Origin of the sequence: Spirillospora sp. NPDC048911 (genome assembly GCF_043198015.1) — a bacterium.
GTDB lineage: Bacteria > Actinomycetota > Actinomycetes > Streptosporangiales > Streptosporangiaceae > Spirillospora.
Map to the genome: position 1 here is coordinate 459216 of NZ_JBICUD010000005.1, position 21809 is coordinate 481024.

Annotated in this window: 15 protein-coding genes; 8 read left to right on the forward strand and 7 right to left on the reverse strand. The window is 70.2% G+C overall.

Features of this window, described 5'->3' with window-relative positions:
• Positions 1 to 4: 4 nt before the first annotated feature.
• Together ACGFNU_RS24975 and ACGFNU_RS24980 are read right to left on the reverse strand one after the other, a co-directional pair.
• On the reverse strand, positions 5 to 1147 hold the full coding sequence (locus ACGFNU_RS24975) for a glycosyltransferase family 4 protein (RefSeq protein WP_392597231.1): 1143 nt from the start codon (positions 1145 to 1147) through the stop codon (positions 5 to 7).
• A gap of 167 nt (positions 1148 to 1314) precedes the next feature.
• Positions 1315 to 2022: a class I SAM-dependent methyltransferase gene (locus ACGFNU_RS24980; RefSeq protein ID WP_392597233.1), complete on the reverse strand. Its 708-nt coding sequence runs from the start codon at positions 2020 to 2022 to the stop codon at positions 1315 to 1317.
• 66 nt (positions 2023 to 2088) lie between these two features.
• Between ACGFNU_RS24980 and ACGFNU_RS24985 the strand changes: the two genes are divergently transcribed.
• Entirely contained in the window at positions 2089 to 3123 is a 1035-nt protein-coding gene (locus ACGFNU_RS24985; RefSeq protein WP_392597235.1) for a YbhN family protein, read from the forward strand.
• Between the two features lie 2 nt (positions 3124 to 3125).
• Positions 3126 to 3449 (forward strand): thioredoxin, encoded by a 324-nt coding sequence (gene trxA, locus ACGFNU_RS24990; protein ID WP_392597236.1) that lies wholly within the window; start codon positions 3126 to 3128, stop codon positions 3447 to 3449.
• Here trxA and ACGFNU_RS24995 read toward each other — a convergent pair.
• From ACGFNU_RS24995 to ACGFNU_RS25005, 3 genes are all read right to left on the reverse strand, one after another.
• Positions 3430 to 4515, reverse strand: a complete 1086-nt coding sequence (locus tag ACGFNU_RS24995; RefSeq protein ID WP_392597238.1) for a glycosyltransferase family 4 protein — start codon at positions 4513 to 4515, stop codon at positions 3430 to 3432. The two genes, trxA and ACGFNU_RS24995, sit on opposite strands and share 20 nt — an antisense overlap.
• Positions 4516 to 4527: 12 nt before the next feature.
• Entirely contained in the window at positions 4528 to 5439 is a 912-nt protein-coding gene (locus ACGFNU_RS25000) for a glycosyltransferase family 2 protein (RefSeq protein WP_392597240.1), read from the reverse strand.
• A gap of 97 nt (positions 5440 to 5536) precedes the next feature.
• Complete coding sequence (locus ACGFNU_RS25005) at positions 5537 to 7708, reverse strand: hypothetical protein (RefSeq protein ID WP_392597242.1); 2172 nt, start codon at positions 7706 to 7708, stop codon at positions 5537 to 5539.
• Between the two features lie 173 nt (positions 7709 to 7881).
• On the opposite strand from ACGFNU_RS25005, the gene ACGFNU_RS25010 reads away from it, so the two are divergent.
• The 5 genes from ACGFNU_RS25010 to ACGFNU_RS25030 all read left to right on the forward strand — a co-directional run bounded on the left by ACGFNU_RS25010 (position 7882) and on the right by ACGFNU_RS25030 (position 16291).
• Positions 7882 to 8775, forward strand: a complete 894-nt coding sequence (locus ACGFNU_RS25010; RefSeq protein WP_392597244.1) for a TIGR03089 family protein — start codon at positions 7882 to 7884, stop codon at positions 8773 to 8775.
• Between the two features lie 84 nt (positions 8776 to 8859).
• Positions 8860 to 10284 carry an LCP family protein gene (locus ACGFNU_RS25015; protein ID WP_392597245.1) on the forward strand — a complete coding sequence of 475 codons (1425 nt, stop codon included), beginning with the start codon at positions 8860 to 8862 and terminating at the stop codon, positions 10282 to 10284.
• Positions 10285 to 10303: 19 nt separating this feature from the next.
• Positions 10304 to 11578, forward strand: coding sequence for an acyltransferase family protein (locus ACGFNU_RS25020; protein ID WP_392597247.1), 1275 nt, complete (start codon positions 10304 to 10306; stop codon positions 11576 to 11578).
• A gap of 36 nt (positions 11579 to 11614) precedes the next feature.
• Positions 11615 to 15121, forward strand: a complete 3507-nt coding sequence (locus ACGFNU_RS25025; RefSeq protein WP_392597249.1) for a CDP-glycerol glycerophosphotransferase family protein — start codon at positions 11615 to 11617, stop codon at positions 15119 to 15121.
• A gap of 165 nt (positions 15122 to 15286) precedes the next feature.
• Complete coding sequence (locus ACGFNU_RS25030) at positions 15287 to 16291, forward strand: CDP-alcohol phosphatidyltransferase family protein (protein WP_392597251.1); 1005 nt, start codon at positions 15287 to 15289, stop codon at positions 16289 to 16291.
• Positions 16292 to 16508: 217 nt separating this feature from the next.
• Here ACGFNU_RS25030 and ACGFNU_RS25035 read toward each other — a convergent pair whose 3' ends face one another.
• Complete coding sequence (locus tag ACGFNU_RS25035) at positions 16509 to 18107, reverse strand: hypothetical protein (protein ID WP_392597253.1); 1599 nt, start codon at positions 18105 to 18107, stop codon at positions 16509 to 16511.
• A gap of 321 nt (positions 18108 to 18428) precedes the next feature.
• Here ACGFNU_RS25035 and ACGFNU_RS25040 point away from each other — a divergent pair, with 321 nt between their 5' ends.
• Positions 18429 to 19868: a glycosyltransferase family 39 protein gene (locus ACGFNU_RS25040; protein WP_392597254.1), complete on the forward strand. Its 1440-nt coding sequence runs from the start codon at positions 18429 to 18431 to the stop codon at positions 19866 to 19868.
• Between the two features lie 14 nt (positions 19869 to 19882).
• Here the strand turns inward: ACGFNU_RS25040 and ACGFNU_RS25045 are convergent, their stop codons facing one another.
• On the reverse strand, positions 19883 to 21790 hold the full coding sequence (locus ACGFNU_RS25045) for a glycosyltransferase family 2 protein (protein WP_392597255.1): 1908 nt from the start codon (positions 21788 to 21790) through the stop codon (positions 19883 to 19885).
• Between the last annotated feature and the right edge of the window lie 19 nt (positions 21791 to 21809).

Sequence of the window (21809 nt, forward strand, 5' to 3'; positions counted from 1 at the left end):
CGGTCTAGCGGGGCGACGCGTGTGCTGAGACGGCTCTCTCGAACGAGGCCATGTGCGCCTCGGCGGACGCCTTCCAGCTGAACTGCTGCGAGCGTTCGAAGGCGGCGTCGGCGAGCCGGCGGCGGTAGGCCGGATCCTCGATGAGGTTGGAGAGGGCGCGGCAGACGCCCCAGGCGTCCGGCTCGGTGTAGGCCACCGCCTCGCCGCCGACCTCGGGCAGCGGGCCGCGCCGCGTGGTCAGCACCGGCGCGCCGCACGCCATCGCCTCCAGGACGGGCAGGCCGAAGCCCTCTCCGCGGCTGGGCAGCGCCACGACCAGGGCGCCGCCGAAGAAGCCCGGCAGCGACGACCAGGGCAGGTAGCCGGGGCGGATCACCTTGAGATTGAGCGGGACCGTCGCGAGCGCCGCGTCGATCTCGTCGTCCCAGCCGCCGCTGCCCGCCAGCACCAGCACCGGCGGGTCGGGATGGTCGGCCACCGCGCGGGCCCAGCCGCGGATCAGGTTGGGCACGTTCTTGCGCGGCTCCAGCGCCCCGAGGTAGGCGATGTAGGGGCGGCCGTGCAGGCCGAGCCGGTCGGACACCTTCTTGATCTCGATCTCGTCGGGCCGGTGGAACACGTCGTGGTCGACGCCGTGATAGGCCACGTCGATGTGCGCGGGGTCAGCCGACAACAACCGCACCAGCTCGTCGCGGGTCGCCATGGAGGGCGCGATCATCCGGGTGGCGCGGCGCGCGGCGGTGCGGGTCGCGGACTTGATGTAGGTCGAACGCACCGGATCGTGGATCTCGGGCTCGGCGAACACCGTCACGTCGTGGATGGTGACCACCGTGGGCCGTCCGGCCCGGGTCGGGAGGATGTACGCGGGCAGGTGGATGACGTCGGCGCCGACCTGCTGCGCCACGTACGGCAGGCCGGTCTGCTCCCACGCCAGCCGGGAGTCGCGGTGCGCCAGGGCCGCGGGCCCCGCCACGATCCGGGCGTTGGGCGCGAGCGTGCCGTAACGCTGTTCGTCCGAACGCTGGCAGGCGATCGCCAGGTCGGCGCCGAGCCGGTCGAGCGCGACGAGCAGCCCGTCACAGTAACGGCCGAGCCCGCCGCGGTCGGCTGGTACGGCTGTCGCATCGACGAGGATCCGAGGCGCCACGGTGCCCCCTTCGGTGTCCCGATCTCGCGGCGTGTGGGAGGGATCACCCCCACCTCTCAGAGCCTACGCCGATCGTGCCCCTTCGGAAGTCAGACCGGCGCTCCAACACGGATCAACATCGTCTGTGGGGTGCGGGCGGGCGGGTCGGGCGCGCTCGCGCGCGTGGATCACGCGCGCTTGCGGGCGTGGATCAGGACGATGCTGCCGCGCTCGTTGGGCGCCCGGCGGTCGGTCAGCGCGACCAGCGGCGCGAGCGGCGCGGCGGCGTTGAAGCCGACCTTGCCGCCGTAGGCCGACAGCGACAGGTAGAGCCGCTCGGCCGCCGGAGTGCGGAACTGGTAGGAGTGCCGGACCAGGTCGAGGCCGCGCTCGTCCATCAGCTTGCCCAGCGTCTCGTGCGTGTAGGTGTGCTGGACGTGGTACTTGGCCTTGTGTGCGTCGCGCAGCTTGGGCCAGGCGTCGGCGCGGCTCAGCACGTCGGCCGACATGAAGATCTCACCGCCGGGCTTGAGCACCCGGGCCATCTCGTCGAGCGACCGGCCGCCGTCGTCGAAGTGCTCGATCGCGCAGACCGACAGGATGGCGTCGAACGATCCCTCGCCGAACGGCAGCTTCAGCGCATCGCACTCGATCAGCGCGGGCGGATGCGCCAGCGTCCGCCCGTACAACATCTTCTTGCGCGCCAGGTCGATCGAGACGGCGTGGGCGCCGCGCTTGCGCGCCTGCCCCGCCCAGTAGCCGTCGCCGCCGGCGACGTCGAGGACCCGCTTGCCGCGCAGGTTCCGGCCCATCCAGCCGAGCAGCGTCCCGGCCTCGCGGTACCGGCAGACGTGCACCTGGTGCCCCATGAACGCGACCACATCCGAGAGTTTCATCGCCGACCACTCTAGAGGGACCGTGAAAGCGCCGGACCCCTGGTGAGCTGGCCTACGCTTGGGCACGTGATTTCGAAGGCCGTGACGATGCGGATCGCGCGAGTGCTGCTCGTCCTGCTCGCGCTCGGGTTCTGCGCGTACAGCCTGATCGACCAGTGGGACGCCACCGTGCGGGCGTTCGAGCAGATGTCGGTGGCGACGCTGCTCGGCGCGTTCGCGGCCGGGCTCGCCGGGCTCCTCGCGTGGATCCTGAGCTGGCGGGTCTTCCTCGCCGGGCTCGGCTCGCCGCTCCCGGTCAAGGCGATGTACCGGATCTCCGCCATCTCCCAGCTCGGCAAGTACGTGCCGGGCAAGGTGTGGGCGCTGGTCACCCAGATGGAGCTCGCCCGCGAGTACAAGGTGCCGCGGGCGCGCAGCTTCGGGTCCACGCTGCTGGCCATGGCGGCCTCGCAGGCGACCGGGCTGGCGATCGCCGCGATCACGCTGCCGCTGACGTCCGCGGCCGCGCGGGACCAGTACTGGTGGTTGTTCCTGCTGGCGCCGGTGGTGCTGGCCTGCCTGCATCCCAGGATCGTCACGTGGGCGCTCGACACGCTGCTCAAGCTCGTGCGGCGGCCGCCGCTCGAACATCCCGTGAGCCTGCCCGAGACGCTGCTCGGGGCGTTCTGGGCGGTGCTGGGCTGGGTGTTCTTCGGCGTCCACCTGTGGTTGCTGTGCGAGGCGGTGGGCGGCGACGGGCGCGGGCTGCCGTTCCTCGCGACCGGCGCCTACGCGCTCGCGTTCGTCGCCGGGTTCCTGGTCTTCATCGCGCCGGGCGGGATCGGCGCCCGCGAGGCGGCCATGGTGCTGGTGCTGACGCCGGTGCTCCCGGCGGGCGCCCCGATCGTGGTCGCGCTGGCCTCCCGCGTGGTGCTGACGCTGGCCGACCTCCTGAACGCCGGGCTCGCCGTGCTCATCGGCGGCCGGCCGCCGAAGCGGTCCCCCGGCGACGGGGACACGGACGACGAGAACGACGAGAACGCAGGCAACGAGAACGCGGCCGGCGGGAATGAACCGGTGCCCGGCACACTTGTCACGGGTACGCAGCCGAATAAGGAGTGATCGTGACCGCCCCGATTACCATCACCGACGCCACGTTCGACGAGCAGGTGCTGAAGAGCGAGACCCCGGTCCTGGTGGACTTCTGGGCGGAGTGGTGCGGCCCGTGCAAGATGATCGCGCCCGTCCTGGAGGAGATCGCCCGGGAGTACGACGGCAAGCTCACGATCGCCAAGCTCGACACGGACGCCAACCCCGGCACGATGGCCTCGCAGGGCGTGATGGGTCTCCCGACCCTGAACCTCTACAAGAACGGCGAGGTCGTCCAGCAGATCGTCGGCGCCAAGCCCAAGCGCGCGCTGCTCAAGCTCATCGACGAGCACCTGTAAGGGCGTCGAGATAGGCGGCCCAGAGAGGCTCGTGGTCGACGGGGCGGACGCCCTCGCGGAGCCTCTCTGGCTCGCCCGGCGCGTAGAAGCGCTTGAGGGCGTCGGCCAGCGACCCCACGTCGTCGGGCTCGCACACCAGCCCGTCCACGCCGTCCCTGATCTGGCCGGCGAAGCCGCCGACCCGGGTGGCGATGACCGGCACCCCGTGTTCGTAGGCCATCCACACGTTCTGTGAGGCCGTCGCGGCGCGGTAGGGCAGGACGAGCGCGTCCGACGCCTCGAACAGGCCGGGCACGTCGGCGGCGGGCACGTATCCCGGCCGCACTTCCACCCGTCCCGTCAGCTCCAGCTCGGAGATCAGCCGTTCGGTCTCGTCGAGGCCGCCCCAGAACTCTCCGGCCACGGTGAGCGAGACGTCGTCAGGACCCGTCGCCAGGGCCCGCAGCAAGACGTCCAGCCCCTTGTAGGGCCGGACGATCCCGAAGAACAGCAGGCGGTTGCGAACACCCCGCGCCCGTTCGGTGCCGCTGCCCGACGGCGTCGGCAGGTGAGCGGGCATCTCGGCGACGCGAACGGGACGGCTCGTCATCTCCCCGGCCAGCTCGGCCTGCTGCCGAGAGTGCACGAGAACGCCGTCCACGCGCCGCAGCAAGGCCTTCATGAGCGGACGGTCGTACGGCTTGGGCTCGTGCGGAAGCACGTTGTGGCACAGGGCCACCACGGGCGTCCCGCGCCGGAGGCCCGCCAGGATCCCGAGGTACGAGGGCACCTGGACGGGGCTGAGGATCGCCAGCACCACGAGGTCGTACGCGCGCAGCGACCGGCCCGTGCGCCACCAGCCGTCCGGGCGGCGCCAGTCGAGCTCGTGCCGGGTGCCGGGGAACGGTTCGCCCTCCGGCTCGGAGATCGTCTGCTGCCCCGGGTAGAGGAACGCGGGGTACTGGGCGCGCCACGACTCGACGACGACCTCGTGGCCCGCCGCGGCGAGCCGGTGCGCCAGCTCGGTGGTGTGGTGCGCGCCGCCGCCCTTGTACGGGAACGCCGGGCCGATGATCGCGATCCGCATCGGGGCCGCCGCCTAGGTGTCGTTGCGCGAGCGGACGATGAGGTCGGCCAGCAGCGCCAGGGACGCGATGAGCATGCCGGTAATGAAGATCATCACGGTGTTGTTGGCGAAGTACCCGAAGTGCACGATCATGTCGAACACGCCCTTGACCAGGCCGATCACCAGCAGCCACAGCGCCGGGGGCATGAGCACCTTGAGCGGGTTGAAGTACATGACCATCCGCAGCACCTGCAGGATGTAGCGGTAGGCGTCCTTGGTGAAGTGGAACTTGGACTTGCCCGCCCGCTTGAAGTAGTCGATCGGCACGTACCGCACGTCGTGCTGGTTCGACAGGAACGCGATGGTGATCGTCGTGACGCACGAGAACCCGGGCGGCAGCAGCCGCAGATAGGGCAGCGAGACCTGGCGGCGGAACGCCCGCAGCCCCGAGTTCAGGTCGGGGATCCTGGTGTTGGTGAGCCGCTCGGCGACCTTGCGGATGAACCACTTGGCGGGCACCCGCAGCAGCTTGTGCGTGCCCTCCTCGCTCTTGCGGGCGCCGACCACCTGGTCGACGGAGGGGTCGGTGTCGAGGATCTCGACGAGCTCGGGGATGCGCTCGTTGGGATAGGTCATGTCGGCGTCGGTCCACACGACGATCTCGCCGCGGGCCTGCTGGGTGCCGATGCGCCGCACCGTGCCCGAGCCGCTGTTGTGGTGGAACGCGATGATCCGCATGTTGGGGAAGCGCGGCGCGGCCTCCTCCAGCCGGGCCAGCGTCGCGTCGGTCGAGCAGTCGTCGACGGCCAGCAGCTCGTAATTCTTGCCGCTGGCATCCATCGCCTTGGAGATGCGCTCGACCTCGTCGATGACGTGGTCCTGCTCGTTGTAGCACGGCAGGACGATCGTCACGTGCACGGCACTGTCGGTGGGCTGGGTACTCACGCAGGGCGAGAATACTCGCCCTGAGCACCTCGCGAGGCCGGTCACCCCCCGCTCGCCGCCCCGGCCGCCGGATAAGGATCCGCCACAGGGACCCCTATCAGGACGGTTCGGACATCCAAACGAAGACGTTGAGGGTCCACGAGCCGTTCGGCGACTCCACGAGGGTCCGCTCGTCCTGGCGGGTGCGCAACTCGACGATCTTGGTGGGCCGGCCGTACGGCGCCACCTGCCCGGCCTCGGCGCCGATGATCACCGGCCGCCGGCCGGCGGCCCGGATCTTGCCGATCACCCGCCGGACGTCGGCGGGCCGCGCCCGGTCCACGGTGCGGGCGGCGGGCAGGCCGCACATGCTGCGGATCAGCTGCAGAAAACGGTCCGCGGTGACGGTCTCCACCACCACGATCGAGCGTCCCGGGCCGAACTTCTCGCACATCCCGCGGACGGCCGCGACCTCGTCCTGGTCGGTCTTGACCAGCATGAGCGGGGCGGAGGAGATCGCGATCGGCGCCGCCAGCACGAGCACCCCCGCGACGGCCGCGGTGTTGGTGACGGCGCGTCCGTAGCCGAGCCGCCGCACCCGCCGGAACGCCCAGGCCAGCCCCCACACCGCGATGAGCAGCAGACCCGGGATGACCAGCCCGATCAGGCGCCGGGTCGCCCACGGGTGGTCGGGGGTGATGCCGGGACGCCACAGCACCTGCACCGTCGTGAAGGCGATCACCGCGTACGGCAGCAGCCACTCCGGGGAGCCGCGCCGCAGCAGGCGCCGCACCAGCAGGGCGGCGCCGAACGTGGCGAGCAGCATCGCCGGAACGCCGATGTACCAGATCACCCAGTAGAGGGAGAGCTCGGAGTACTGCCGGGTGCCGTCGAGCGGCAGCCCCGCCAGCCGCTGGGTCGACTCGATGAACTTGGCGTTGAGCTCGTCGTCGGGATTCGTCGGCACCCGCCGCACGGTCTGCACGTACGGCCGGACGGCGAACACGACCATCACCAGGACGGTCAGCACCGCCGCCGCGTTGGGCAGCCGCCCGGCCGACACCCGCGCGCCGAGCCGCCGGAGCCGCTCCCCCGTCCGCCGCACGCGCAGCGCCACGACCATGACGGCGGTGAGCGCCAGCAGGACCCCGGTGCCGATCAGCAGCGGATCGAGCGAGGCGTGCAGGTAGTCCAGGTAGGGCCGGGACAGCGTGAAACCCTCGATCAGGCCCGCGCCGACACCGATGGTCAGGCCGAGCAGCAGCGGCACGCCGGTCCGGCGGCGGCGCGCGATCAGCAGCCCGGCGATCACCACCACCGGCAGCACGTCGCGCAGCCCGTCGATCCGGACGAGCACGATCAGCCCCAGCGCCAGCCCGGCCAGAAACGCCTTGACCCGCGCCGACTGCGGCAGACCCGTTCGTTCCCAAGGAGGGGCGACCCCCCTGTCCCCCCCGGCATGCTGTGCACGGCCTTCCTCGCTTCGCTGCGGAGGCCGTGCCGCCTCCCCCCTGACGTCGTACACCAGCGACAGCCCGCCCAGCAGCAGGATCAACGCGGGCGCCTCGCTGAACGTGGACCGCGAGATCCACATCATGGGCAGGGTCAGCGCGAGGAACAGGGCGCCGGCCGGGGCCCAGCGCGGGCCGACCAGCCGGGCGGTGAGCCCGGCGAAGGCCAGCACGGCGCACGCGCCGAGGACGGGCCCCATGGCGAGCAGCGTGTAGGTGCCGCCGATCCAGCCGCCGAGCGCGAGGATCATCGGCAGGCCCGCCATGAACTGGGGCCAGATGACGTCGCCGCGCTGGTAGAAGGCCGGGCTCTGGTACTCCAGCGCCGGGTCGCCGCCGCCGAACGCCCACCGCATCTGCGGGATCGGGAGCGAGCCGTGGTCGTTCAGCCAGGTGGCGAACTGCACGTACGAGGCCGGGTCGCGCCGGACGAGGATCTGCTCGGTGCTCATGGCCAGCTGGAGGACCAGGAAGGCCAGCGTGATCGCCAGCACCGCCCCCGTCACCCACCAGGGCACCTGCCCGAGCCGGTCCGGCGGGACGCCCCCGGCTCCGGCATCGGCCCCGGCCCCGGTCTCGTCCCCGTCCGGATCCGGGTCCGCGGGCCGGTCCCGCAGGCCCAGCCAGAGGACGACGGCGGCCACGGGCACGAACAGCACGATCGCCGGTCCCGGCCGGAACACCCCGGCCAGCAGCAACGGCAGCGACACCATCAGCCACGCCACGATCAGCAGCGCCGGGGCCACGCTGATCCTGGCGAGCAGACGGCCCGCGCTCATCGTCCCGCTCTGTCGTGCCCCCATGGCTTCGCCCCGCCACCCCCCGGCTCGTCGTTCGTCGATGCGGAGCGTAGCGGTCCTGAGGCACCCCCCAGGGGCGACCCGGTGGCGAGTCGGCGAGATCCGCCGGGCGGCCGGGTGGGCGGCGCCGTACGCCGCGTACTGTCTGGCTCATGCCTGACCTCGGATCTGACCTGGGACGCGACGCGGGGCCCGACCTCGGACCCGCGGACCTGCTCCGGCGGCGGGTCGCGGCCGATCCGTCGCGCCCATTCGTGACCTTCTACGACGACGACACCGGCGAACGGGTGGAGCTGTCGGCCAAGACGTTCGACAACTGGGTGGCCAAGACGGCGAACCTGCTGGTCGACGGGCTGGCTGCGGAGGCGGGCGGCCGGGCCGTGCTCGCGCTGCCCCCGCACTGGCAGAGCGCGGTGTGGCTGATGGCCTGCTGGTCGGCCGGGCTCCACGTCGAGGTGCTCGATCCGGACACCGCCGGATTTCACGAACGGGTCCGATCCGGCGAACCGGCCGGGGGGTCCGGTCCGTACCTCCTGGCGGCCGCCGAGGCGGTGCTGGGAGACGTGATCCACGACCGGGAGGCGGAGGAGATCATCGGGCTGTCGCTGCACGCGCTGGGAGGACCGCTCCGGGAGGCCCCCGCCGGCGTTGTCGACTACGCGGTGGAGGTACGCGCCTACGGAGACCGATTCGTCCAAAGTCCGGATGTGGTGCCGCAGTTGCCGGCGGTGACCGTGATGACCGACGCGAGCACTGTGACAAAGACCACATTCACCGCGGCGGAACTGGTCCGTGCGGCGGACGGGACGGCCGCGAAATGGGGCTTGGAGGCCCGTGACAGGGTCCTGACCGACATGTCGTACGCCACAGCCGAGGGGGTTCTGACTGGCCTGCTTGCACCACTAGCCTCGGGTGCTTCCGTCATAATCCAACGAAACTTCCACAAAGACGCCCTAGATCGACGAGTGAGCCTGGAACATGTGACGGTGGTGGCCGGCGTGCCCGGATGGAATGACGAATCCGGGTCCGTGCGCCGGCTCGCCTGACCTAGTCTCTGTCTCTGCTTGCCGACCGACACGTTCGTTTCCCCGACCCCTGAGAGCGCGGGCCTGCCCCCACCCACGGAGCCGATGAACAGCAACCCCATGTACATGGAGTACGTCGACGACGCCGATCCCAGCGGACCGGCGCCGGCACGGCGTGGCTGGCGCATCCTCGGATGGGTGTCGATCGGCCTGTCCGCCGTCATGGTCGTGGGCAGCCTCGCGGCGTACGGCCTCTACTACAAGACGATGAGCAACATCAACCATGAGGACGTCAACGCCAACGTCGGCCCCAACCGGCCCAAGAAGCTCAACAACGCGCTCAACATCCTGATCCTGGGGTCGGACACCCGCGCCGGCGGCAACGCCAAGTACGGCCGGAGCATGAAGAACGAGCCGCCGCGCTCGGACACCATGATCCTGCTGCACCTGTCGCCCGGCGGCGGGCAGGCCATGGGCATCAGCTTCCCGCGCGACCTGATGATCCGGATCCCGTCCTGCAAGACCAAGAACGGGACGACGGCGGCGACGAGCCGGGGGCAGATCAACTCCGCGTTCACCCTCGGCGGCGCCTCCTGCGTCATCAAGACGATCGAGGGCATCTCCAACATCAAGATCGACCACTTCATGCAGGTCGACTTCAACGGCTTCAAGTCGATCACCAACGCCGTCGGCGGCGTCGACGTGTGCCTGCCCAAGGCCGTCAACGACCGGCAGTCCCGGCTCAAGCTGGGCAAGGGCAAGCACACCATCAAGGGCGAGACCGCGCTGGCCTACGTGCGCGTGCGGCACGGCCTGGGCGACGGTTCCGACACCGACCGCATCAAGCGCCAGCAGAAGTTCATGGGGTCGCTCGCCAACAAGGCGCTGAGCGCCGGCGTGCTGAGCAACCCGAGCAAGCTGCTCTCCCTGCTGAACGCGACGACCAAGTCGCTGACCACCGACGAGGACCTGACCCCCCGGGTGATGATGCAGATCGCCCAGGGCATGCAGGGCATGACCTCCGGCAAGCTGCGGTTCGTCACGGTGCCGTCCGGCCCCGACCCGCTGGACCCGAACCGGGTGGCGCTCACCCAGCCCACCGCCGACACCTTCTTCAGTTCGGTCCGCAACGACAAGACCGTGGCGAGCGAGCCCAAGGCCAGCGCGTCCAAGATCTCCCCCAGCCAGGTGCGGGTGCGCGTCTACAACGCCAGCGGGAGCCAGGGCCAGGCCGGGCGGGTCATCACGGCGCTGGAGTCGCAGGGCTTCCACGCCAGCCTCGGCGGCAACATGAGCAGCACGGCGACCACCAAGGTGCTGTACGGCTCCGGTGCCGACCAGCAGGCCGCGTTCCTCGCCAAGCTGATCCCCAGCAAGCCCAGGGCGACCGCCCGCACCAGCGGCGGCAGTCCCGGCGTCGTCGACCTCGTGATCGGCAAGGACTGGACCGCGCTCAAGAACGTCAAGGCCGGCATCCCCAAGCAGCAGGGCGAGATCCGCGCGACCGACGACATCTGCAAGGGGAGCTGACCCGACCCCCGGGAAATCAATGACGTACACCGCCAGCCCCTCCGCCGGCCCGGCCTCGAAGGCCGCCGGCGACTCCGGCACGCAGGCCGACGGGATCGCGGCCGCGCAGGCCGGCGGCGAACCCGCCGCCGCGCCCCCGCGCAAGGAACGCGACCCGTTCTTCGACAACGCCAAGTTCCTGGCGATCCTGCTGGTCGTGGTCGGCCACTCCATCGCGGGGCTGATGCACGTCCCGCTGGCCAAGGGCCTGTACCTGTTCATCTACATGTTCCACATGCCGCTGTTCATCGTGATCACCGGCTACTTCTCGCGGAACTGGACGTTCGCCGGCGGCAAGGCGCGCAAGCTGATCACGAACGTGGGCGTGCCGTACGTGGTGTTCGAGTTCGCCTACTCCACCTACGACTGGCTGGTCGGGCGCAACGAGCTGGAGATCAGCCTGCTCAAGCCGTACTACCTGACCTGGTTCCTGTGCGCGCTCTTCCTGTGGCGGCTGTCCACGCCGGTCTGGCAGCAGATCCGCTGGCCGCTCGCGGTGGCCATGGGCTTCTCCCTGCTGTCGTACATGAGCGAGCTCGGCGGCACGTTCAACATCCACCGCGTCATCGGGCTGCTGCCGTTCTACGTGCTCGGCCTGATGCTCAAGCCCGAGCACTTCGAGCTCATCAAGAAGCCGAAGGCCCGGTACGCCGGATTCGCCGTGCTGGGTCTGGGGCTCGCCGCCGCGTACCTGGCCATGGACCGGATGTCCAAGGGCTGGGTCTACTGGCGCGACCCGCACTCGCACTTCAACGTCGACAACGTGACCGGCAGCATGATGCGGCTGGCGATGTTCGCCTGCGCGACCGTGCTGCTGTTCGCGTTCCTGACGGTCGTGCCGCGCCGCCGGATGTGGTTCACCTCGCTCGGCGCCGCGACGCTCTACGCCTACCTGCTGCACGGCTTCGTGACGCGGTTGCTGAGCTTCGCCGGCTGGTGGAAGCTTGACTGGATGGCCACCACCCCCGGCGTGCTGGTCGTGATCGCCGGAGCCCTGGTGGTGGGCACGTTCCTGTGCAGCCCGCCCGTCGTGCGCTGTATGAGCTGGGCCCTCGAACCCAAGATGACCTGGGCCTTCACCCCGCTCAGGCGTCCCGGCGGCAAGTCGCGCCGCAGGTCGCGCGGCGGGTCCGGCGATGCTTCATCGGCGCCCACAACGGGCAGTAAGATCGAAACCACGACCAGTCACGAACAGGCCGGATACCCTTCCACATCGGCAGGACAGCCGGCCGTGCCAGACCGCCAGTCGTACTGAGCGCCCGTCCCCCGCCGGCGCACACCGAGGAGAACCGTGTCACCGCTGCTGAGCGTCGTTGTGCCGTTCTACAACGTCGAGCTGTACCTCGAGCCCTGTCTCGAGTCACTGGCCCGGCAGACGCTCCGCGATCTCGAGGTCGTCATGGTGGACGACGGTTCCACCGACGGCAGCGCGGCCATCGCCAAGGACTTCGCCGCCAAGGACAGCCGTTTCCGGCTCGTCCAGCAGGAGAACCAGGGCCTCGGCCCGGCGCGCAACGCGGGCGTGCCGCACTCCGCCGGCAAGTACCTCGCCTTCGCCGACAGCGACGACATCATTCCCCGCTACGCCTACGACCTGATGGTGTCCTCGCTGGAGGAGACCGGGTCCGACATCGCCTGCGGCGGGGTGCGCCGGTTCGGGGCGAACGGGCTGCAGCTGTCGGCGATGCACGAGAAGATCTTCCCGATCGACCGGAAGGCCACCCACGTCCGGGAGTTCCCCGAGCTCCTGCGCGACCGCACCGCGTGGAACAAGGTCTTCCGCAAGTCGTTCTGGGACGCCCACGACTTCAAGTTCCCGCCCGGCCTCTACGAGGACGCCCCTGCGACCGTGCCCGCCCACGTCCTCGCGGGCAAGGTCGACGTGCTGCGCGAGGTCGTCTACCACTGGCGCATCCGCGAGACCGGCGCCAGGTCGATCACCCAGCGCCGCACCGAGCCCGGCAACTTCGAAGACCGCATGCGCTCGGTCCGCGCGGCGGCCGCCTTCCTGAAGGAGCACGCGCCCGAGCTCAAGGACGCCTACGACGGGTTCGCGCTGTCCGACGACATCCGCATCTACGTCAACGTGTTCGACCAGGGCGACGACGTCTACCGCGAGACGTTCTTCGACCTCGTCAACGACTTCCTCGACACCGTCGACCCCAAGCTCTACGCCGAACTGCCCGCCATCGACCGGCTGAAGTTCCACGCGGTCCGGCAGCGGCTGTCGGCCGAGCTGCTGGAGATCGTCTCGTTCTCCAAGAGCGACCCGATGCGCAACAGCGCGATCCAGCGGGACGGCCACCCCGGCAAGTGGTACGGCGACTACCCGTTCCTCGGCGACCCGCGCTTCCCCGACGACCTCTACGAGCTCGGCGAGGAGCTGGAGCTCAAGACCGGCATCGACGAGGTCGGCTGGCACCAGGGCCGGCTGCGCATCGAGGGCCACGCCTACATCAAGCGGCTGGACGCGCCCGCGCAGGCCGACTCGCAGATCGAGTTGGAGATCCGCGGCCGGGTGTTCCGGCTGATCCCCAAGGTCCTGCGGCCCACCGTGACGCGCGTCCGCCGGCCGGACGTCACCGCCGGCAGCGGGCAGGCCACCGCCTGCCTCGACTGGGCGGGGTTCGTGGTCGAGATCGACCCGGCCAAGCTGGGCACCGGCGGCGGCAACCGGCACGTCTTCGTCACCGTCACCACGCACGGCGTCAAGCGGCGCGGCCCGCTCTCCGGGCCCAAGGGCATGGGCTGGTGGCCCAAGGCGCGGCTGGTCGAGTCGGGCCGCATGGTCAAGCCCAAGTACGCCAACCGCGACCTCGTGATCGGCGTGCAGCCGGTCCGCAACCAGGTCACCGAGGTGACCGTCGAGGGGCCGCTGGTCCACCTCAGCGGCTGGGTCCGGCGCGAGGACGCCGCGTTCGTCGACGACGGGCATCTGGAGATCGCGTTCCGGCAGGGCATGACCACGGTGCGCCGTCCGGTCACCCGCACCGGCGAGGGTCCCGGGGGCCGCGTCGAGTTCGGCTCCACCATCGATCTCACCGAGCTCGCGGCCGAGACCGGCGCCGGCGACGCCACCGCCTCGATCGACTCCATCGAGTGGGACGTGTCGATGCGGTCGAAGGGGCGCGCCAAGCTCCGGCTCGCGGTGTCGGCCGACCTGATGGACGTGCGCGGGCACGTCGCCGGCCACGAGTACGACGTCATCGCCACCAAGTACGGCAACCTGACCCTCGTCGAGCGCACGCCCCGCCTGGTCGTGACCGACGTCGACTGGCTCGACGGCGACACCGTCCGGCTCACCGGCTCGTACGCCGAGGAGGGGACCCGGCCCGACCGGCTCATCCTGCGCCGGCGCCGCAGCAACGACTCGCACGAGATCCCGCTCGGCTGGGACGGCTCCTACTTCACGGCGCTCCTCAGCGCCCACCGCGAGACCGCGCACGGCTTCCTGCCGCTGCCCAGCGGCCGCTGGGACCTCTACGCGCCCGGCGCCGGCGGCGACGAGGTCAGCGTCGCCATGGACCGGGCCGGCCGCGACCGGCTGCCCGAGCCGCGCTTCGTCGGGCTGCACGAGCTCCAGCTCACCACGCACCGCGGCGAGCTGCTGCACCTGTGGATCCGCACCGCGCTCTCCGACGAGGAACGCGGCCAGTACAACCAGCGCGCCATGCAGCAGAAGTACTTCTCCCCCACGAGCACCGCGCCGTTCCGCGACCTGGTGGTGTTCGAGAGCTACTTCGCCCGCCAGTACTCCTGCAACCCGCAGGCCATCTACGAGGAGATGCAGCGGCGCGACCTCGGATTCGAGCTGGTGTGGGCGACCGCCGACGGGCAGTTCCACGTCCCGGGCGACGCCCGGATCGTGCAGCGCGGCAGCCGCGAGTACTACGACCTCGTCGGGTCGGCCCGCTTCGTCGTCAACAACGTCCTGCAGATGCAGGGCTACGCCAAGCGTCCCGGCCAGACCTACCTGCAGACGTGGCACGGCACCCCGTACAAGCACATCGGCTACGACCTGGTGCAGAACGGGCGCATCGCCAGCGGCACCACCAAGCTCAGCCGGTTCCAGGAGGACGTCCCGCTCTGGGACTACCTGATCTCTCCCGCGCCGCACGTCACCGAGATGTTCCGGCGGGCGTTCCGGTACGAGGGCGAGGTGCTGGAGACCGGCTACCCGCGCAACGACATGCTCTTCGGCGCCGACCGGGAGGCGCGGGCCCAGGCCGTCCGCGACCGCCTCGGCATCCCGGCGGGCCGGCGCACCGTGCTGTACGTGCCGACGTGGCGCGAGGACATCTGGCTCACCGGCGGCAGGCAGGCCGAGCTCGCCCTCGACACGACCCTCGTCGCGAACGCGCTCGGCGACGACTACACCGTGCTCGTCCGGCAGCACCACATGGTCGCCGACCGCACCGTCGGCATCGGCACCGAGGTCATCGACGTCACCCGCTACCCGGACATCAACGAGCTCTACCTGGTCGCCGACGTCGTCATCACCGACTACTCCTCGGTGATGTTCGACTATGCCGCCACCGGCCGGCCGATCCTCTTCTTCACCCCGGACCTCGACTTCTACCAGGACGAGCTCCGCGGCACCTATTTCGACCTGACGACCGAGGCCCCCGGCCCGCTGCTGCGTGAGAACGACCAGGTCGTGGAGGCCCTCCGGTCTCTCGACACGGTCGCCGCCCAGCACGCGGAGGCCTACCGGACGTTCCGCGAGAAGTACTGCGCCAACGACGACGGCCACGCCGCCGCCCGCGTCGTCGACCGGCTGCTCGGTCACGGCCGGTGACGAGTCGGTCACATCGGCCGCCTCGCCGGTGCGGCCAGGTAACATCTTTACCTCTCAGCCGGTGATTCCCGGGACGACGCTGACCATGAACAGCGATGATCTTGGGGTTCCGCCCGTGCGGTGCAGGGGAAGCCTCATCTATCCGCGATGAAAGGACAGCTCTCCATGTCGAATTTCACGCTCGATGACGTTCATGAACGAACGTACAAAGCGCGTGACGCATGGTGGACGGTGCTGCTGGTCGACCCGCCCGCCGCGCGCCTGGTCCGCTTCACCGCGAACCGCACCAACATCACGCCCAACCAGCTCACCGTCGGCGCGCTGATCGTGGGCCTCGGCGCGGGCGCGAGCTTCGCCATGGCCTCCTGGCCCTACCTGCTCCTCGGTGCGCTGCTCTACCACCTGTCGTTCACGCTCGACTGCATGGACGGCAAGATCGCCCGGCTGAAGGGCACCGGCTCGGTCTTCGGCGCCTGGCTCGACTACATCTTCGACCGCATCCGCGTCCTGGTCTGCGCGATCGCCCTGATGGGCGGCCAGTACGCGGCCACCGGCAACGTCGCCTACATCTGGGCCGCGCTCGGCGTCGTCTTCCTGGACATGCTCCGCTACATGGACGCCCTGGAGATCTACAAGGTCCGCTCCCAGATGCGCGCCCAGCTCCGCCGCCTCCAGGAGGAGGCCCAGCTCCTCGAACTGGCCCGCAAGCGCGCCAACGGCGAGGACGCCCCGGTCATCGACCCGATCGACCGGCTGCTGAGCCCCGACCCCGAGGCCGACCTGGAGGACCAGGTCGTCGGCGACCAGCCGACCCCCGCCGCGATCCTCCAGCAGGGCTTCAACGAGCAGTTCCCCTGGTACGCCCGGATCCGCAACGTGCTGACCCGCACCCGGATCCGCCCGCACCTGATCAGCGGCATCGAGTTCCAGATGGGCGTCTTCATCGTCGCCCCGGTGGTCGCCGCCGTGATCTCCGGCGCGATCATCCCGGTGTCCGCGCTGGCCGGCGCGGGCATGCTGGCCTTCGAGCTCTTCATCATCTACAAGTTCTGGCTCTCCAGCCGCGACTACAACCGCACCCTCGCCACGCTGGAGCAGCAGGTCGAGGAGCTGCGTGCCGGATTTCCCGGACACCACCAGCCCACACTGACAGGCGCCGACAGCGTCTGACCCGACGATCTCGCAACAGAGCGCCTCGTCCCCCAGTGGGACGAGGCGCTGTGTTTCTAAATCCCGGCCCACGGGGCTCGCCTGGCGGCTCACCCCTAACCGGAATCAGGCGAGCGCGACATCGCTTCGCGATCTGTCCGGTGAAGCTCGCCTTCGGCATTGCTCCACCGGCCAGGTAACGCGCTCGCGCGGTGGTCAAGGCCCTTGGAGGCAGACTCTAGGCCTCGGCGTTCTGCTTGCTCGGCTCCGCGTCCGCGCGTTCGTCCTCGTCAGTCTCATCGTCGGCGCCGTCGTCAGCCTCGGGGTCGGCGTCGGTCCCCGGTGTTACGAGGGGCGCGTCCTCCTGCGGCTCAGGCTTGGGCTTGATGAGGGAGACGCGCTTGACGAGTGAAACCGGCTTGACGAGGGAGACGGGCTCGGGCGGAGCCACAGCGGGACGGGGGCGGCGGGCCAGGGTCAGGCCCGCGGCCAGGGCGGCGAAGGGGATCGCCGGGAGGATGTAGCGGTAGTCGAAGTCGGCGGTCGCCGCCGGGACCACGAGCAGTGCGAGAGAGGCGCCGAAGGGCAGCAGGACGTCGCCGCCCACACGGCGGACCCGGGCGAGGACGCCGAGGAGACCTATGGCCATCAGGGCGCCCAGGTAGGGCCCGCGCACGAAGTAGTGGTCCTGGTAGTCCCGCACCCACTTGGCCTGCGGTTCGACGACCCTGGGATCGGTGGTCTCGCCGCCGTACGGGTAGGCGTACAGGGCCTGCCACGTCGTCAGGGAGGCGCCCACGGGGAACTCGTACTGCTCGACCGTGCCGCGGGTGGGGTAGTAGGTGCGGTCCCACTCGAACGAGCGCATCGTGTCGCGCCAGATGACGGCCACGTAGTCGCCGGGCTGCTTGGTGATGGCGGCCATGGCGAACTCGCCCGCGAGCTTGTTGGCGTCCGGGTTGTACATCTTGTCGGGCAGCTGCTTGAAGCCGGAGTTCCAGCCCCAGAGGGCCTGGAAGGCGGGCGCCACCGCGGGGTCGCGCGGCAGCCCGTCGCGGCAGAAGATCGCCACCTCGGGCCGGGGCTTGATGATGGAGCAGTCGGCGAAGTCGACCGTCCGGCCGTACAGCCACACCTTGTCGGTGGTCGTCAGCGCGAACTTGCCGTGCACGTCCTGGAACCACGACATGTAGAGGACGAACGGGATCGCCGCCGTCACGACGGTGGCCACGATGGCGCGCCAGCCCGAACGCCGGAACAGCATGCACAGCAGGACGACCAGCAGCAGGGGCAGGCCGATGGACCGCACCAGCGCGGAGAACGCCAGCAGCAGCCCGGCCAGCGCGCCCATCCACCAGCTCATGCGCCGGCGCCACATCACCACCGTGATCCCGGCGACCAGCAGGAAGGTGAAGAGGCCGTCCGACATCAGCAGGTGCTCGAGCTCGATCTGGTACGCGTCGTACAGCACCGGGACGGTCACGAGCGTCGCGATGACGCCCGGCACCCACAGCCACCACCGCGGCCACCCGGCCCGGATCCCCCGCCACACCAGCGCGTAGACCATGACGCCCGTCAGCACACCCAGGGCGTGCTGCACGGTCAGGACGACGGAAAAGCTGTGGAACGGCTTGAGAAGCCACAGGAAGACCGAATAGCCGCTGGGACGCAGCTGCGCGGGCTCGAACTTCAAAGCCCCGTCGAGATAGGTGGGCGAATCCCCGAACCACAGCGGGGAGGGATAGCCGGTCATCACGATCCGGCGAACCGCGATCGACCCGCCGAGGACGATCAGGAATAGCGTATGGGCGAGGAGGAAGCGGCCTCCACCACGCACGATCCTGAACAGTCGCCCTCTGTCAGCACCCACCGTAGTGGCACCGTCATTCAACCCGGCTCCGTGAACATGTAAAAGGGCATCACGCGCGCCGACAGGCGCGACCATATCGAGCAGCATATCCGGGCCGGAGCGGAACTCCGGCCACGAACATGGTGCTTCAGTAAGGTGACGCCCGATCCGTCACACCGGTTTACCTGGACAACTCTGCCCGACCTGGATTTCGTCGTTCCCGGCGGTAGTATTTCGATCTCCATGGACATCGGGGGATGTGTGACCACGGATACTTCTTTGGCCAAGCCCATGCGCACAGTCCAGGAGATGCCCCGATCCTGGCTCGTTCCCATCCTTCCGATGGTCATCGCCGTGCTGGTGACCTCGTGGCGGCTCGACGGGCCGGCCTTCTGGCGCGACGAGACGGTCACCATCGGCGTGGCGGAACGCTCGCCTGCCGAGATCGTCCGGCTCATGGGACACATCGACGCGGTGCACGGGCTCTACTACCTCCTGATGCATCCGGTCGTGACGCTCTTCGGCCCTGGCGAGATCGCTATGCGCGCTCCATCGGTCATGGCCGCGGCCGTCGCAGCCGGGATGACCGCCCTGCTCGGCGCCAGGCTCGCCGACGCGCGGGTGGGCCTGGTCGCGGGCGTTCTGGTGGCGGTCTCACCGGCGATCTCCCGCTACGCGCAGGAGGCCCGCCAGTACGCGCTGGCGACCGCGCTGGCGGTGGTGAGCACGTATCTGCTCGTCCGGGCCGCCGAGAAGGGGGACCGGAGATGGTTCGCCGGCTATGCCGTCTCGGTCGCGGTGCTCGGCTGGCTGCAGGTCTTCTATCTGCTCCTGCTGCCCGCCCACGCGGTCATGGTGACCACCGCGCACGAACGCGTCCGGCTCCTGCTGCGCCGCTGGGCGGTCGCCGTCGCGTCGGCACTGCTGGCCGTCGTCCCGCTGCTCCTGGAGGCCCTGCCCCAGCGCAAGCTCCAGGTCGAGTGGATCCCGGCTCCCGACCAGAAGGCGATCGAGTTCCTGCTGGAGATGTTGTCGGGCTCCAGCTGGTCGATCGTTCCGGTGCTGGCGCTGGTGCTGCTGGCCCTCGTCCGGCCCGTCCGGCGGGCCGGTCCCGTCGATCCGCGCTGGGCGGGGGCGGCATGGCTGTTCCTGCCGCCCGCCATCCTCCTGGGCACGTCGGTGCTCGTCCCGAACTACGTCTTCCGCTACGTGCTCTTCTGCGTGCCGGCCGTGGCCCTGATGATCGGTCTCGCGCTGCGGCGCCTCCCCGCCTGGATCGCGGGCATCGCCGTGATCGCGATCGCCGGGGCGACGATCCCCACCCAGCTGAAGGTCCGCGAGCCGGACTCCCGCGCCGATGACATGCGCCAGCTGAGCGTGTTCCTCAAGCAGAACGAGCGCCCGGGTGACGCGATCGTCTTCAGCCACCTCGTGTTCCGCCGCGTCATGAACGCCTACCCCGACGCCTACGAGGAGCTGAACGACATCGCCCTGGCCAGGCCCGGGGCCCGGACCGGCACGATCGACGGCCAGGAGGTGCCGCCGGCCGAGCTGGCCCGCCGCCTGACCGGTGTCCAGCGCGTCTGGTACGTCTGGAAGGGCAGCGCGTCCGGCCCCTCGACCGAGCCGACCGACCAGGCGAAGGTCACGCTGATCCTGCGCGACCGCAAGGCCTTCAAGCGCGTGGCCCGCTACCGCTTCAAGGGCGGCACCCTGACCCTCTACGAGCGGCGGCCGGACGCTCGCTGACGCACCCGCCCGCGCTACGAGCGGCGGAGGAGACGGCGGGTGAGGCGCCGTGCCGTCACCATCGCGGGGGTCTCCACGATCTTCACGGAGATCACGTCGCGTTTGGTGGCGTACGGGGACGCCCGGCGGAGCAACCCGCTGGAGGCCGCGTCCGGAAGCGCGGGGTGCGCCGGTGGCCGGGCGCGCAGCCGGACTCCGGCCACGGACACCTCCAGCCACGGATCCCAGATGCCGGGCGCGCAGCCGTGCAGGTCGAACTCCGCGGTCACCTCCAGCCGGTCGGGGGTGATCACCCCGTCGGCGGTGCCCTCGTGCACCTGCTCGCCGCCGCGCCGGATCATCTCCGCGCCCGCCTGTACGGGATCGCCGGGCGGCAGAGCGCTCGGCACGTGGCCCAGGATGCGCAGCCTTGAACCTTCGCCCCAGGTCACCTGGTCGATCCGCAACAGCCTCGCCGCCGAGCCCTCGGTGACCTCCAGCGTCAGGCTGCGCCACTTGCCCTGAAGCCCTGGCGCCGCGATCAGGCCGCCCTGGACGAGCCGCCGTGAAGGCTCTTCGACGTCCTCGCCATAGGCGATGAGGCGGCGGCTGAGCGCCAGATCTTGCACCTTCACCTCAACGTGCACGTCCCAGGCTCCCGGGGCGAAACCGATCTCCGCCTGGAAGCCGCCGTCCGTCACGGTGGCCGGGACCCGCTGCCGCGCCTTGGTCGTGAGATCCTCCAGGAGGAGCGTGATCTCCTGGTCTTCGGTGACGCCCGTGATCGTCGCCCGGCCCGAGACCTGGAGGCCGGACGGCCGCCAGGCCAGCCCGGTCAGCCTGCCCTCGACGCCCAGCGATCCGGTGATCTCGTAGCAGGCGTCCGGGATGCCCACCGAAGGGTCGCGGAAGCGGGGCAGGGCCATGTAGGCACGATCGCCGTCGACCACGGTGGGCGGGCGGCCGCCGTCGATCCAGGTGGGCACGACCTCGTCGAGCACGTCGTCGAGACCATGGCGGAGGCAGTGCGCGATCAGCCGGGCGCGCGGGCCGAACCGGGCGTCGACTCCATCGGTGTACCAGGCCTCGACCAGCGCGCGGGCGGAGTCTCTGGTCAGGGCCTTCTCGGCGGCGGGGAGGGCCAGGTAACGCTTGTCGAAGCGGGCGACCACCTCGTGCCGGAAGTGCCGCCACATCAGCCGGTCGCGCAACGGCCCCGGCTCGACCTGGTCGGCCACGTGGCTCATCACGTCCGCGATCACGGGGAAGTAGGCCGCCGCCGGAGCGCCGCCCTGCTGGAGGGAGCTCGTGCCGTCCTCGCGGTCGACCCAGTAGTAGCAGTCGTAACTCGCCAGCACGGAGATCACGGCGGCGTGGAAGTAGGCCTTCGCGGTGAACAGCTGGTCTTCGTGGGAGGGGATCCCTTCCAGGAAGCGCAGCTTGTGCTTGTCGAGGAGCGAACGCCGGAACAGCTTCAGCGGTGACAGGGTGTCGTAGACGAAGGGGCTCTCGGCGAGGTCCGTCTTCGCGACGTCATGCGGGAAGACCGGGGGCTTGCGGTTCACGCCGACGCACTGGCCGGCCACCACGTCCGAGTCGTTGGCGTCGGCCAGGGCGCACAGGCGTTCCAGCGCCTCGGGGGCGAAGTAGTCGTCGGCGTCGAGGAAGAAGACGTACTCCCCCGTCGCCTGCTCGATGCCCACGTTGCGCGGCGCCCCGGGGCCGCCCGAGTTCTCCTGGTGGAGGACCGTCAACCGCGGATGGCCGGCGGCCAGCCTGTCGAGCTCGGCACCGCTCCCGTCGGTGGATCCGTCGTCCACCGCGATGATCTCGATGGCGTCCGAGCCGAGCGACTGCTCGAACACCGAGTCGAGGGCGCGGCCCAGCGAGGCCCGGCAGTTGAAAACCGGTATGACGACGGTCACTTTCGGCCGCTTTTCCATGCCGGCAACGCTAGCAACG

What these genes read in the sequence shown, in the direction of transcription:
- ACGFNU_RS25030 (WP_392597251.1), top strand. Translation starts at nt 15,287, where the DNA reads ATGTCGAATTTCACGCTCGATGACGTTCATGAACGAACGTACAAAGCG.
- ACGFNU_RS24980 (WP_392597233.1), bottom strand. Translation starts at nt 2,022, where the DNA reads ATGAAACTCTCGGATGTGGTCGCGTTCATGGGGCACCAGGTGCACGTC.
- ACGFNU_RS24995 (WP_392597238.1), bottom strand. Translation starts at nt 4,515, where the DNA reads ATGCGGATCGCGATCATCGGCCCGGCGTTCCCGTACAAGGGCGGCGGC.
- ACGFNU_RS25015 (WP_392597245.1), top strand. Translation starts at nt 8,860, where the DNA reads ATGAACAGCAACCCCATGTACATGGAGTACGTCGACGACGCCGATCCC.
- ACGFNU_RS25040 (WP_392597254.1), top strand. Translation starts at nt 18,429, where the DNA reads ATGCCCCGATCCTGGCTCGTTCCCATCCTTCCGATGGTCATCGCCGTG.
- ACGFNU_RS25020 (WP_392597247.1), top strand. Translation starts at nt 10,304, where the DNA reads ATGACGTACACCGCCAGCCCCTCCGCCGGCCCGGCCTCGAAGGCCGCC.
- ACGFNU_RS25005 (WP_392597242.1), bottom strand. Translation starts at nt 7,708, where the DNA reads ATGAGCGCGGGCCGTCTGCTCGCCAGGATCAGCGTGGCCCCGGCGCTG.
- ACGFNU_RS25010 (WP_392597244.1), top strand. Translation starts at nt 7,882, where the DNA reads ATGCCTGACCTCGGATCTGACCTGGGACGCGACGCGGGGCCCGACCTC.
- ACGFNU_RS25045 (WP_392597255.1), bottom strand. Translation starts at nt 21,790, where the DNA reads ATGGAAAAGCGGCCGAAAGTGACCGTCGTCATACCGGTTTTCAACTGC.